The 13,203-nt window shown below is 58.6% G+C and carries 13 protein-coding genes, 3 pseudogenes and 1 other annotated feature; of the genes and pseudogenes, 9 read left to right on the forward strand and 7 right to left on the reverse strand.

Annotation, left to right across the window (positions count from 1 at the left end; all coding sequences use genetic code 11):
* Positions 1-118: 118 nt before the first annotated feature.
* Complete coding sequence (locus IVA74_RS03745) at positions 119-373, reverse strand: hypothetical protein (RefSeq protein WP_247339991.1); 255 nt, start codon at positions 371-373, stop codon at positions 119-121.
* Between the two features lie 53 nt (positions 374-426).
* The gene (locus IVA74_RS03750; protein WP_247339993.1) at positions 427-1,092 is read right to left on the reverse strand and encodes a hypothetical protein; all 666 of its coding nucleotides are present in this window, start codon (positions 1,090-1,092) and stop codon (positions 427-429) included.
* Between the two features lie 573 nt (positions 1,093-1,665).
* On the opposite strand from IVA74_RS03750, the gene IVA74_RS03755 reads away from it, so the two are divergent.
* Positions 1,666-1,887: a hypothetical protein gene (locus IVA74_RS03755; protein WP_247339994.1), complete on the forward strand. Its 222-nt coding sequence runs from the start codon at positions 1,666-1,668 to the stop codon at positions 1,885-1,887.
* A gap of 19 nt (positions 1,888-1,906) precedes the next feature.
* On the forward strand, positions 1,907-2,329 hold the full coding sequence (locus tag IVA74_RS03760; protein ID WP_247339995.1) for a hypothetical protein: 423 nt from the start codon (positions 1,907-1,909) through the stop codon (positions 2,327-2,329).
* Between the two features lie 815 nt (positions 2,330-3,144).
* On the opposite strand, the gene IVA74_RS03765 is transcribed toward IVA74_RS03760, so the two are convergent.
* From IVA74_RS03765 to IVA74_RS03775, 3 genes are all read right to left on the reverse strand, one after another.
* Positions 3,145-3,354, reverse strand: a complete 210-nt coding sequence (locus IVA74_RS03765) for a hypothetical protein (protein ID WP_247339996.1) — start codon at positions 3,352-3,354, stop codon at positions 3,145-3,147.
* A 351-nt stretch (positions 3,355-3,705) separates the two neighbouring features.
* The gene (locus IVA74_RS03770) at positions 3,706-3,927 is read right to left on the reverse strand and encodes a hypothetical protein (RefSeq protein ID WP_247339997.1); all 222 of its coding nucleotides are present in this window, start codon (positions 3,925-3,927) and stop codon (positions 3,706-3,708) included.
* A 3-nt stretch (positions 3,928-3,930) separates the two neighbouring features.
* Positions 3,931-4,164, reverse strand: a complete 234-nt coding sequence (locus tag IVA74_RS03775) for a hypothetical protein (RefSeq protein WP_247339998.1) — start codon at positions 4,162-4,164, stop codon at positions 3,931-3,933.
* Between the two features lie 1,198 nt (positions 4,165-5,362).
* Here IVA74_RS03775 and IVA74_RS03780 point away from each other — a divergent pair.
* Positions 5,363-5,563: pseudogene (locus IVA74_RS03780) on the forward strand (DUF2285 domain-containing protein); the annotation flags it as partial.
* 1,135 nt (positions 5,564-6,698) lie between these two features.
* On the opposite strand, the gene IVA74_RS03785 reads toward IVA74_RS03780, so the two are convergent.
* Positions 6,699-6,956 (reverse strand): hypothetical protein, encoded by a 258-nt coding sequence (locus IVA74_RS03785; RefSeq protein ID WP_247339999.1) that lies wholly within the window; start codon positions 6,954-6,956, stop codon positions 6,699-6,701.
* Between the two features lie 373 nt (positions 6,957-7,329).
* On the opposite strand from IVA74_RS03785, the gene IVA74_RS03790 reads away from it, so the two are divergent.
* The 4 genes and pseudogenes from IVA74_RS03790 (at position 7,330) to IVA74_RS03805 (ending at position 9,012) form a co-directional block, all read left to right on the forward strand.
* Entirely contained in the window at positions 7,330-7,641 is a 312-nt protein-coding gene (locus IVA74_RS03790) for a hypothetical protein (RefSeq protein ID WP_247340059.1), read from the forward strand.
* 8 nt (positions 7,642-7,649) lie between these two features.
* Positions 7,650-7,931 (forward strand): hypothetical protein, encoded by a 282-nt coding sequence (locus tag IVA74_RS03795; protein ID WP_247340001.1) that lies wholly within the window; start codon positions 7,650-7,652, stop codon positions 7,929-7,931.
* A gap of 221 nt (positions 7,932-8,152) precedes the next feature.
* Positions 8,153-8,305, forward strand: coding sequence for a rubredoxin (locus tag IVA74_RS03800; protein WP_247340050.1), 153 nt, complete (start codon positions 8,153-8,155; stop codon positions 8,303-8,305).
* Positions 8,306-8,367: 62 nt separating this feature from the next.
* Positions 8,368-9,012 (forward strand): annotated as a pseudogene (locus IVA74_RS03805) (FMN-binding negative transcriptional regulator).
* Positions 9,013-9,094: 82 nt separating this feature from the next.
* Here the strand turns inward: IVA74_RS03805 and IVA74_RS03810 are convergent.
* Entirely contained in the window at positions 9,095-9,919 is an 825-nt protein-coding gene (locus IVA74_RS03810) for a transglycosylase domain-containing protein (RefSeq protein ID WP_247340006.1), read from the reverse strand.
* A 716-nt stretch (positions 9,920-10,635) separates the two neighbouring features.
* Between IVA74_RS03810 and IVA74_RS03815 the strand changes: the two are divergent.
* Positions 10,636-10,971, forward strand: a pseudogene (locus IVA74_RS03815) (transposase); the annotation flags it as partial.
* Positions 10,918-11,032: a sequence feature (AL1L pseudoknot), on the forward strand. Its footprint overlaps the pseudogene before it by 54 nt.
* A 369-nt stretch (positions 11,033-11,401) precedes the next feature.
* Complete coding sequence (gene metC / locus IVA74_RS03820) at positions 11,402-12,748, forward strand: cystathionine beta-lyase (RefSeq protein ID WP_346730918.1); 1,347 nt, start codon at positions 11,402-11,404, stop codon at positions 12,746-12,748.
* The last annotated feature ends 455 nt before the right edge of the window (positions 12,749-13,203 follow it).

Consider the following 13,203-nt stretch of genomic DNA (forward strand, 5'->3'; position numbering starts at 1 on the left):
CATCGCAATGCGCGCCGACAAGACCGACCAGAGCTTCACTTCAATGATCTATCTGGCCGCGGCCGCGATAAACTCCAGATGAATCCCAACAGACCCTAGGTAATCGTCAGGCGACGTTCTATCCCGAAGTGGCGTCTGATATCGATGTCGTGGTTCGCTTGCTGTACTTGGTGGAGGTCATCAGCGCGAAGCCGACGACGGCCAAGATCGCGACCGCGGCAACCACGACGATCAGTTTCAGGAAGAACGTCCCGGCTATGTCGATCGCCGGGGAGAACTGTTTACCGGCGGTCGGGGAAATCCAGCCGATGACGATGCGGATCGCTAGAAGGACGATCGCGCCGGCGAGAGCCAGGATCAAAATGATTGCCAATAGCAGCTCCCCTGCAACACTCCGGAGGCGGCCGGGTTTTGCACCGACGGACATTACACTCGTGATTGGCGCGAGGAATTCTCCCGCGGTGGTTTTCCCCGTTTAATGCGGCCTAGCGGCGCGCCGCGGTGGCGCTTTTCCGCGTCCCTGATCTGGCGCGCCTCGTGGAATTCTTGGCGGGAGATACCAACGTCGGCCGCTGTCGGCTTGCTAGCGTTCCGGGTGGTAACTCTAGGCAGATTATCTCCAAGACGCGCAACTTCACCCCGCGCTTGCGCTGCGTCGTATTCGTCGGCAAGCCGACGCTTTGCCTGCGCCTCGATATTAAGCGCATCGCCTTGCGCGCGGTAGGCGGCGCAGATCAGTTCGTCGTGGGCCTTCGCCTTCGCAAGCCGCGCTTGAAGCTTCGCTGCAGTATAGGCAACGACAGCACGGCCGCGGGCGTCGAGTTCATCGACCGAGAATGCCTCAACCTGCGCAGCTGACATGGTCGGCGCCTTCCGTTGCTTGCAGTGGCGGCCGGTTCGTTTTTCAACTGGTAACTGCTTTCCAGTTGATCGACGGGCTATCGCTACGGTTGGGTGACTGACGCCGATTTCCGCCGCGATAGCGCGGTCAAACTTCTCCGGGTTAGCAGCGATTGCTTCGGCCGTGCGCTGCGCGGCAGGGAGGTACGGCGCGCGGCGCAAGAACCCCGTTGAGCCGCCCTCACAGGCCATGATCGCCGCCCGCAAAGTTTGATGGAGCGACGGCGCTCAAAGAATGAGAGATGGCTGTTGGCTGCACTGCAACGCGTGATGGCGCGCTCGACTAGGATGCAAAAGGACAGGTCCGCGCTCCTATCGCTTGCCAAGGGGGCCTGATATTTTGTCGCGTGCCGAACTTTTTGATCCATATTTTTCGAAGACGCTGCAAATTCGATCGTGCCCCGGTGGGAAGTTTTATTCATGCAAAGCGATTTAAGCTGCGCCGAGCGTAACGCGGCGAGTACCGCTGAGGTCGAAGAGTTCGCAGCCGAGCCCCTCGCGACCGGCAGACCCGTAGCTGCAAACGATAACATTGAGGACGGGCCGTGGCTGCTCGTTCCATTTCCTGACGATTGGTGCGCGACGTGTTGAAACATAGTCCAAGAACCTAGCCCCTTGGCGCGGGTAGCGTCGCGACGATAGAATGTTCGTAGACGACCGCTGACTAACAAGAAGGCACAATGAAATTTGCCGAGACCAGGAACACTATTGATCGCAGCGAGGTTTGTTCTTCATCAGAGGCTAGGCGTTGCGGAGTTCTCTTCCATGGCTACCCAGATCGTAATGGACAGCACAGGCGACAGCAGACATTTTTTTGAGGAAGACGACCCCAAGGGGCTCGCCGAGGCCGAGCGGCGCTTCAAGATGTTTACCGGCCGGGGATTTACCGCTGCCACTCGGACCCCGGCCGGCGATCTCAAGCTGATACGGACATTTGATCCAACAGCGAAGGAAACGCTGTTCTATCCGCACTTAGTCGGCGGTTAGAACCGTCGTAGCACCGAAGATGTTTTTGTTCGGACGCAACGTCGCGCAGGGCGCGCGTTTGCGCGCCCTGCGCGCGCTCTATCGGAGCTTCAACGAGCAAAATGGCCCGGAAGCGCGTGCACGCCGTCTTTTGCGGGAATGGTTATCTCCAGAACAGCGCGCGCAATTTGATGTCAATGGCTTTTTTGAAGTCACTGGTTCTCTTACCGGCCGTCGATACCGAATTCATCAGTGCACCATGAGCAATGTTTTGGAGCTGGATGAAAAATTGGAGCCTAAGGTGGGATGGTGCTTTCTCCCCGAACGGGCGTTGGCAGTTGGCGATGTGATGCTCGCCCAGAAGATCGCACTCGAAACCGACGAAGCCGCGGTTCTCGCGATCGCCAAGTCGTTTTCTCCGAGACTGCCGTTTGTACCCCGAGCGGTGCGGCGCGCTCCCTAGATCTGATCATGGGCGGGGCCGCCGCTTGTGGCGGCGACCCCTAGCCGCGAAGCCGCCGGTACGCGAGACGAGGACGACTTCGCGACTGCATCCAGCATCGGCGCCGCCGGCGGCAGGCGCAAGGACGTCTGTGGTTAGTGTTACTTGGGCTGCTTGACGGCGCCTGATGGCTTCGCAGATGGGGACCGCGAGGCGATCGCTTCAACCTTTTGTAGCGTTCGTGCGAACTCAGACCGCAGATGTTGGACGTGCGCGACGTCCCTCGGCTCTGACAGAAACGCGATCTTCACGAGGAAGCGGTTCAACAGCGACGCTATTCCAAGATTTTCGGAATGTTGCGAACGCAGTACGGTGAGTTGCCGACGCATCTCGACGAGATCAAGCGGTTCGTGGTCCGGCTGCTTTTCCAAACGAAACCGCCTGCAATCAAACGAAGCGCCGCGTCGAATATGGTGGTGCGACGACTTCGCCTTGGGTGGAGCCAGACGGGCAATGTCCGGCGCTCAGAAGGTAACGCTTCGCAGCGATGCTGCAATCGAGTTGCAGAATTAAGCTTGATGCAGCGAGATCAGGTTAATTCTGGAACAGCCGTGCTGCCGATCTATAGCTCCCGTCCCGTCGCCGGGTGGCTGCGGTTCTTCACCTTGATCCAGTGCTTCTGCCGGCCGCCACGGCGAGGCCGATCGCGATGCTTGGATACCAGCCCCTCAAGACCCATGCGATAAGCGGCCCGGAATAGCTCAGGGCTGATCTCGCCGCGATCGGGAATGCAGCGTCTCAATCACAAGAGCCGTATTTCGTAAGCCGAGCTGGCCTTACTCCCAGCCGCGCCGGCCTATTGGTCCTTCTGCCGAATGCTCGCGGTGGAGGCGGGCCATCTCGCGATTGGGCCGCCTGATGAAGTCGCGCTCGACGCAAAAGCCGGCCGTGATTGAAGCGGTCAGTGCAAGGCCGCAGGCGAGGTAGCTATTCATGAAATCCCACAAAATGTTGCTGCCCGCGACTACAAGAAAAGTGAGTGCCATGACAGTATCGCGAAATGCCCGAACCATGTTGCCCCAACTGATTGGCGAGGCTTCACTTAGCATTGCAACCATGACGATCAGCGGCGTCGATGGGGTATCCGGCGCCGTCTTTCTCCACGGAGTGCGCGCTCGCTGAACCAACCGGCCAGCTGGACCGCAAAGGCGGCAATCTCGCCGGCGGCCGCCCATCGGATCAGCGAAGCCCGGTCGTCTGCTGGCATCGCCGCGAGTGCATCAAGTTCGCCGCCCTTGTCCAGCGATGTACCGGCGAGGCGGTCTAGATCCGGGCCTAGCGCCTTGGCGAGGTCGGCGCAAGCGGCAGCCTGATAGGCATCGCCGACGGCGAACCGCCTACTGTTGTGGATCGCCGATGTCGAACGCGCCTAAACGGTAATCTTCGCCCACCGATTGCTCAGTCGTTGGCCCCACAATCAAAGTGAACGTCGCGTCGGGATAGCGCGTCCACACTTCGATGTCGTCTGACGTAACGGTTAGATAGCCGAAGAAGCATTTGTAACGGCCGGGCTCTGTCATGCGGCCGATCTTCTCCCAATTGATCTTGTTAACGCGCACGCCCTAGCTCCACTCGTTTACGGGGAGCGAGCCGGGCGGCGGCTTGAGTTCTTCTAGGCCGGCTTCGATAGTTGTTATTTCGTCTTGGACGGCCTGAACAGCGTTCGCGGGATCGATGCCGCAGACAGCGTGTAGTTCGCCCAGCATCTTGCGCCGATGCGCGAGCAGGTCCGTCAAGGCTCGTCGGTCCCGCACCTTCACATAGCCGCCGACGATCATTTCCATGGCTGTTGACACTGCGTTGCCTCCACTGCGCCTTTGAGTTATCGCGGCCGGCTAAGCTCCAACAGACCGGCTTCGGTCATACGATATTCGACGCCTTTGCCCGTTGAGCGTCGCTCCATCCATCCGTTTCGTAAAAGAGCGAGCGTCGTTCCGGGGCTGTCGGGAAGCTTTAACGAAGACACCCAATCGCGGTCACGAAGACGATCGAGAAATTGCCGGTGATAGTGCTTAAAAAGCGACCTGCGCTTTTCTTGCCGACGGATGTCTCGCAGTATCGTTTCAGGCGGGAGTTCGGTTTCCATGCGGTTTGTTGCCATCGCATGGTTTACGATCACTTAACGATCGGGAACAGCCGGCAATCTTTTCTAAATGGTTCATGGTTGTTGTTTTGCGGCATGGGAGGACGCATCTGCTTGGTTCGTGCCCACTGTTAGGCGAAGCTATGCTCGCCTGGTCCATCAGGTTGAATTGCATCCGCTTGTAGCCGATAGCATCAAGTCGACCGATGACCAGCCCGACTGCCAGAAGGGCACTCTTTGACCTTGCTCAAGGCGGTTTGAGACAAGGGCGCTTAGAACCCAACACGCAGCCGAACGGCGCCGCCATGACGTTGCTGAGGTTGTGGGCCCGGGTTCCTAGGAATACCGGGCCCGCCTTGTTTTATCGGCTCAGGTGGCGGCCGCGATCCGCCGAGAGATGCTCCACATTGGCATTGAACTTCCGTTACGGCGCGCAGGCGCCGCGGTCCCAGCTGGGCGCGTGTTTGGCGTCGGCGCCGGCCCATCCCAAGCCTGCATGTTGGGCTGGCCGGATCAATAACCGGTGTGCAACATGACCGGGCTGTCGAGTGCCGGCAGTCCTACGGCCCCGCGCTGCGGTAGGTGCGGACCCCGAACGCGGGGGCGATTTGGCTATCCTGGCAACTTCCCTAGCGGCTTGGAAGCGGCCGCGGGCTGCATCGAATGTCTCAGCGGCGCTGCCTCGGTACTCGCCCGGCGCGCTTCACAAGAACGCCGGATGACCAGCCCTACCGCGGGCCGAATTGGGTACGCCGGCGCGCATACCGATCACGTCAACCCGGATCGCGCGGGAAATAAATCAGCCACCTTTCGCAACGGCCTTAGTCCCGTGCCGGCGCCCACCCGGGCGACACAAAGACCGAGAATGGTCCCGGCGCTGCAACCAATGATCGGAAGGAAGCACATGTTTCTATGATGAACAGCACCGCATCACCTATCTCCGCATGCTTGATGCCGATGCGGAAGGCGCTGACTGGCGCGAGGTATCGCGGATCATCTTGCGCATTGACCCGGAACGTGAGCCAGCGCGCGCTCGGCCCGCGTTCGAAAGCCATCTTGAGCGCGCGAAATGGGTCGCTGACAGTGGGTACCGTCGGTTGCTGCGGCAAGGATGGCCTTCGGCTGCTGAAAGGGCTAGGTCACGACAATGGCCGGCGGGCATCGCTGCCGCCGGCCATCGCTTTGCGCTACCTGTGGCTGGGGGGCTGATCGGCAGCGCTGATGGTAAGCCTGCCGAACCCCGATTAACAACCCGTTAACCAATTCGGGCAGGCTCTGGCTATTTCGCGGGCAACAACGCGGCGGTGTGCTGGGACCTGCGTTGAACCAGTTCAATGCTTTCGCAGCGGTATTGCCACATCCACGACCACGCCTCCGCCGTCTCTGGTGAACGCCTGACACCCGATTCTGGCATCGATGAGCCGCCGCCTGCAGTTTTTTCGGATCGACACCCGTGACCGCGCTTCCTGCCGTCGCGGCGAGGGCAAACCAATCATTTGACGGGAAGCCGCTCGCGTTCACAAACTTTGGATCGCAGATTAAGACCCTGTCCGGCTTCTTGAAAAAGACACTGCCGCCGGAGGCCGAGAAGTGATCGAAATGCGTGTTTCCCGCTCGATGATCCGAGCCGTTATCTCCCTGCATTCCGGCGTCTCGGCGGACCGCTCGCCGGCAATCGCGGCTGTGAGCCGGCATTCCGAGAAAATCATAGCCGTGAAGAGCACCGCATTTATGCCAACGAGAAGCCCGAGGCCCATGCCAAACAGACGGTGCACTTCTAATCTCTTGGGCTCACTAACTTTGTATCCGAAGCCGCGCCGACTATTCGCATCTTCTCTATCGGCGCCTCCGTTGTATCGGCAATCTCATACGTTTTATTGCTGCCGGAATATAGAAATACGACGGCTCCCGTCACGTCGGGCAGGTGCAAGAAGTAAGCGGCTTTTTCGACCGCGCTACGTCGAAGGAAGCGCCTCGGAAGGGACTTCCCTGAGGAGGAAACCTTCAACTCAACGATTACCTTCTCCGTAGAGCTCACTCCCGTTGATCGCTCGACGACGATATCAGCCTCTCTGTCAGAGAACAGTTGGCTCTGTTTGACCCTAACACCTGGCACGCCGCGCAGCGCACTGACGAGATAGCCCGCAATAGTGCCCACCGTACGAAGATAATGCGGTCTCAATTGATCGCGAGAAACCAAAGGGTCATCTGTATGTCCTTGAGCAAATCTGAGAGGGGCGCTCGTAACTAAGTCAAGCAGCGGTGTGCCTGCCGGGTCGTCGGGGTGGCGGCAGGCGCTCGTGGGTCCGCCGCAGTGTCAAAAGGAAGTTTCCCGTCGATCTGATCGCAAAGAACGATGGCGAAGACCGTGACAGATACGATTGCCATCAGGCCTTCGTCCTCGTCGAAATCGAGAGCGTAGTCGTGCGTGGAATGGGTTGCGCCATTCGGTCCGGTAACGCGTAAATTGATCCAACACTTTCTTTCGAAGTAGATCAGCCTCACCGAGAAACTCCTCGATTTTGTGGGGCGCGATACGCGACGGTCCTTGCCAGCGAGCACTCGGTAAGCTTCCTTAACCCTCAAAAGCTTGATTGCAGCGAAAGACAACATCGGTGAATAGTGTTTGGTCTGGCTCGGATTGTCCTCGCTTGTAGTGCTTGATGGCGGCATCAATATGCGCCATCACCGCCTTTAGCTGATTTTATAGGGGCCTGCAGGCAGATCTTTGATTTTCTGATCGAGAATTTCTGAAGGTCCATCGAGGCACTTCTTCTTACCAAGCGATGGCATCTTCGTTGCAATTCTGGTCGTGCTGGCGTGTCGGCTAACGCTCGGGGAGGAAGGTTTCCGTGCTTGGGGGTGGCGTATCCCGTTCTTGCTGTCCGCACTTCTCGTCGTGTTTTCGATGAATCTTCGTCTCAAGCTGAGCGAGTCGCCGGTTTTCGAGCAGATGCGCCAGGCCGGCAAGGTCTCGCGCGCGCCGGTTCGCGAAAGTTTCGGCACGAGACAAGGATTTGGTTATGCGCTGTATGCTCTCTTCGGCGCGACGGCGGGTCTGGGATGCGTGTGGTACACCGGGCAATTCTACGCGCTGTATTTCCTGCAGAGCGTTCTCAAGGTGGATTTCCTGACGGCGAATGTCTGCGTCGCCATTGCCCTAGCCATCGGTACGCCCCTGGTGTCGTGAGCGGGGTCTTGTCAGACCGCATCGGACATCGTCCGCTGATCGTCACCGGACTTCTGCTCGCCGCCGCGCTCTACATTCCCATCTACATGGGCGTTGCAAGCGCCACGGCTGCGCACAACTACGTGGCCGTCACCCCGCTAATCCTGGCGCAACTCGTCTTGGTAGTGGTGCTGGTGTATGGGCGAATGCCGCGTTTTTCGTCGAGCTCTTTCCGGCGCGGCTGCGATATACCTCGCTGTCGCTTCCGTATCCCATCGGCACTGGCATACTCGGCGGCTTCGTTCCGCTGATCAGCCTCTCGCTCGTCAGCTACACCGGCAACATCTACCCCGGCCTGATCTATCCCATCGCGATCGCACCAGCAAAAATGCAGCTATAAGTTGGATAGGCCAGACTCGCCCTAAATCGCCCTCATGAACTCTGCCCGACGAATATGGAAGCTGTCATGAGCAACGAAAGTGCTCACGTGAACACCGAGATCGCGTCCGACGCGCCTCTCTACAAGACCTCGATGTGTGCGTTGTGCGGGCTCATTTACAACGAGCGAGACGGATGGCCTGAAGAGGGCATTCCGCCCGGCGCCCGCTGGGAGGACGTGCCCGCAGATTGGATCTGCCCCGACTGTCGTGCTGGCAAAAGTGAATTCGAGATGACCGAGGTCTGAACCAAACCGGATTCTGCGCGACCCTATGGTGCACGGCGTCCCACAATACCAAAGGAGTTATCATGTACGTCCCTCCGCACTTCGTTGAGGCTCGCGCCGAGGTACTTCGCCATCTCATTGAAAAAAATCCGCTCGGCATCCTCTTTACCAACGGGAAGAGTGGGCTTGACGCGAATCATATTCCCTTCGAGCTGCATGCGCACAAAGGTCAGCAGGGCGTGCTTCATTCGCATGTCGCTCGTGCGAACCCTTTTTGTCAGGATCTCGCCACGGGCGATGAGGTTCTGATCGTTTTCCGCGCCGCGGATGCCTACATCGCGCCAAACTGGTATCCGAGCAAGGTCGACTCCAAGAAGCAGGTCCCGTCCTAGAACTACATGGTTACGCATGTGTACGGACGTGTCACGATCCGCGATGATGAGCGTTATGTCCGCGGCATGGTCGCGCGCCTGACGCGCATTCATGAGGCGAAACAGGCCGATCCTTGGAAGATGACCGACAGCCCCAAGGACTACATCGACGCGATGCTCAAGATGATCGTCGGCGTCGAGATCGAGGTCACACGCCTCATAGGCAAGTCGAAGCTCAGCCAGAACAAGGAGGTCCGAGATATTGTCGGCGCCGGCTATGCCCTAAAGGCACAGGGGAACAATGTGATGGGCGAGGCAATGCTGGCCGCAGCCGTCAACGCGGAGCAGGCTTCATAGCCAGTCAATCAGCTGTGCTATCCTCCATTCGTTGGCTGCAGTGGCAATCATCTTCCGCGAGATCACGCTCACCTCGATCGCTTCAATTCGGCGATGCGTCCTGATCCATGAAGGTCAGGCGTGCCGGGTGTTGCTTTGCCGCGAACAGCTGATCATTGGTGATGAGCCCGGTCTCGAGGAGGGTGTCCAGAATCAGGTTTGCACGCTCACGCGCATTCGGAAGAGCAACATGCGAAGGTAGATCTAGTGGCGCATTTATCAGGCCGGCAAGCAAGGCTGCTTCGCCAAGTTCGATATCCTGAACCTGCTTCTGGAAATAACTCTGCGCAGCTTTACTGACGCCGAAGATGCCGCCTCCGATCTGCACACGGTTTAGGTAGATCTTCAGGATTTCATCCTTGCTGAGCCGCCATTCGAGCCAAATTGCGACAAGCGCCTCCTGTATCCTGACCTCCAAATTTGGTTGATCTGAGGGGAATAGAATTCTCGCAACCTGCTGGGTAATGGACGAGCGCACGGCCTTTGTGCCCGGGGCGGCATGCAATGAGAGCGCGATCGCGGTAAGGTCAATGCCGAAATGGCTATAGAAGCGGCGATCCCCGCTTGCCAATGTCGCCTTGACTAGGACGTCCGGAAGCTCCTTCACCGAAATCGAGCTGTAGGTCGCGCAAGCGCTGGTCAGACCCGTGCGACATTCCGGCAGACAGGGTGTGGGATCGTCGCCCTGGCTCCAATCCTGATCACCTGTTTTCTGAAAAACGGGGTTTGCCACGATCATTAACACTATGAGGCTGATGAGCCCGAATGTTAAGGCCTCCGAAAGCGGATCGATGATCGTACAGCGCAAGGATCGGCGAACAAGCCTTGCACCGCGCATAATCGACGAGCCACGCGTGGCTCCAGCCATCATACGATCTGGGATTGGGGTTCTTCTTCGCGGTATCATCTGACTCACTTGCGTTTCAAATTGTTTTGAACTTAGCGCCTCGAAACGCGTGCTGCCTGCGGCACGCCGCTCCGTTCGGACGTCCCCGCCAGACAAAGCATCTGTCGTAGTTCTGCAGCCGCGACACGCCGCAGCACAACGTAAGAACTCGCGCATCAGCTGCACCTTGCCGAGGGCGCCGGCAGCGAATTCTGCAGGTGAGAGGTGAGCCCGTGTGAATTGTTTAGCCCTCGCGGGCTATTGTCGAGCGCTTCTGGTCCGCAAGATCTGGTTCTGGTTGCCAGCAGGCGGGTTGCTCGAGCGAGTTGCGCGACGGCGGATGACTGCTGCAACTCTCTGCGGAGTGGGCCGTAGCCATATGCAGCCGCGCGCGCTCTCGTCGGATGCGAAAGCGCCGAGTACGGACGCCGTAGCCAGCCCCACCGGCGGCGACAATCGAAAGGACAATAAGAGCTGCCACCATCATCTCAAGCACGCCTCGCAGATCCTCAATGTCCCGCGCCTGCACCTTGAGGCCGGAATGTGTCTCGGGTTCGGAGAATCGAACCGGTAGTTAGTACAACTTGACGCTAGGTACGATTCAAGTGGTGTTAAGGTCCAGCTCTAGATTCAGTCAGGTATCGGTTTGAACCGCCCCGGGTTTGTCGGAGGCTCCCAACTCCTGAGAGGATGGAGCCATGACGAGCAAGACGACGGACAAGTTGTCACCCGAGGTCCGGACCCGAGCGGTTCGGATGGTTCTGGATCTCTCCGGCGAGCATCCTTCGCGCCGGGCGGCGGTGAGATCGGTTGCGGCAAAGATCGGCGGCACACCGCAAACGCTTCGTGACTGGGTCAAGAAGGCCGAGATCGAGAGCGGGCAGCGGACCGGCGTTCCGACTGAGATGGCCGAGAAGCTGAAGGCCCTGACGGGAGAACCGCGAGCTCCGGCAGGCCAACGAGATCCTACGCAACGCAAGCGCCTATTTTGCGATGGCGGAGCTCGACCGCCGGTGCAAGCCATGATCGCCTCTTGATGATCATCGTGGGCGCATGGAGGCGAGCCGATCTGCAAGGTCCTGCCGATGCGCCCCCTCGACCTACCACGCCGATGCGGCCAAGCGGCGCGATCCGGCCAAGGAAAAAACAACGCCAACGCGCGAGTTCATAACAAGTGCAATTGTCAACCCACATCAAGATCGTCCCGATTTAACCGATTTGGCGAGGAGCCCACATGCAGCGTCTTTTGTCCGACAAGAAATGCGCCTGGTGCCGAGTCATTCGATCAGCCTGGTTAATCCGCCTGCAGCCCGCACCCCGCGCGTCTGGCCCAACCTTTGCTGTAGTGATGGACCCACTGTAGATCTGCATGAAGCTGACCACCGACTTTCAGGAGCACGGTCCGGCACGGTCTCACTGTGCGGTTGACCGCGCTTTCGATGCGGGAGGAGAGCTGCTCTAACGTTGGGATATGATGACGAAGAGGGCGTCGACGCAGAGTTCTCGAGTGGGCGCGCCGGAGATGAGTTGCACGTTGTGGGCATTCGCTGCGCATTAAGCGGCGCGATCCCAGATAGGAGAGGTATGGATCGGATCCCTTCGGATAAAGGCTTGCCAGAGCCCAACACGCAATTGTCTCATCTCGGTCGCGCGCCGGCTGAACACGCCGGGATGGTCAATGTTCCTGTCTATCGGGGTTCCACGATCGTTTCGGAAACCCTCGAAGAGTGGGATAGGCGCAAGCAGAATCCAGTGACGAACTACGGACGATTCGGCTCACCGCTGTCTCGCGCTCTCGAGGCTGCCATTTGTGAACTGGAAGGCGGGTATCGTTCGATCTTGTTCCCTTCGGGGCTCTCTGCGTGCTCCCACGCGCTTCTCGGGATCCTGAAGGCCGGGGATCATGTTTTGATCTGCGATAACGTCTATGAACCGGTCAGGATATTCGCGAACGAGGTTCTAACTAGATTTAAGGTCAAAGTGGAGTACTTCCATCCCACACAACCTTCGGATTTACTCGCGAAGATTGGAACAAAAACGCGAGCTGTGTACCTGGAGTCCCCGGGGTCACTGACGTTTGAGGTACAGGATCTTCCCGCGCTGTGCGCGATCGCGCACCATTCGGGTGCGCTCGTGCTCATGGACAACACTTGGGCCACGCCGCTCTATTTCAAACCCTTTCTCCATGGCGTCGACATTTCGATCCATGCCGCGACAAAGTATATCGTTGGTCATTCCGACGCCCTTCTGGGCATTGCTACCGCTAACAAGGAAGCGTGGCCGCTCCTGCAGCCAAGCGCTCATCATTTCGGGGAGATTGCTGGGCCAGATGACATCTATTTAGCTCTTCGTGGACTGCGCACACTTGCCGTTCGCATGAGGCAGCATTGCGAAAATGGCATCAAGCTGGCTCAAAGCCTGGAAGACCACCCGGCAGTGGGCCAGGTTCTACACCCTGCGCTCCCAAACGATCCCGGCCACAATATTTGGAAGCGGGATTTCTTGGGTGCAAGTGGCCTGTTCGGCGTCGTTCTGAAGGCTATGCCCAAGGCCCAGCTTTCGGTTTTCTTCCAGAAACTGCGCCTTTTTGGAATCGGATTGTCGTGGGGTGGGTACGAAAGCCTTGTGCTGCCTGTCGATGATCCTCCACGAACGGAAGCTAAGGTTTCATTTGATGGACCGTTGATTCGTATTCACGCCGGCATCGAGAGGCCGAGTGATCTCATTGCGGACATGCATCAGGCGCTGCAAGCCGCCTGCGAACACTCCGTGAGCGACGCTGCTTACCAGGATGAGAGCAGAGACGGGTGATTTCAAGGGCAGTATTGATGGTGTGAGGAGGCCGATAAGAGCGACGCTTGGGGGCGCTATCGCAACCATGCGTACGGCTTCTGTCTGTCAATGTGCGTGAGCACAACGCCCATGTGTGCGGTCGGTTGGATCTCATTTAAGCCGCAGGCCATTGCCGTATTCGGATGATTCGCTTACCCAAACGTGTCCGGGTGCTTTTGAACACGAGCGCTTGGCAATAGGCGACCGCGCAACCGGGAATCTCCGGCTTTCCGTTCGGTACGGCGCGACCGCAAACGGGTATCGCAGCGGATGCATGCCATTTCTGCGTCTAATTGCCTCTGTGCCCTATGACGCGGGCGCCGGGTCTACACTAGCTCGGCTGGCCCCCGGAGCAGAGGCGCGGAGGCTGATCCAAGGCGTAAACGATCGTTCGCGTACTTGCCGATGCGACATACATTCTTCAGCTAGCACCA

Origin of the sequence: Bradyrhizobium sp. 132 (assembly GCF_023074185.1) — a bacterium.
Taxonomy (GTDB): domain Bacteria; phylum Pseudomonadota; class Alphaproteobacteria; order Rhizobiales; family Xanthobacteraceae; genus Bradyrhizobium.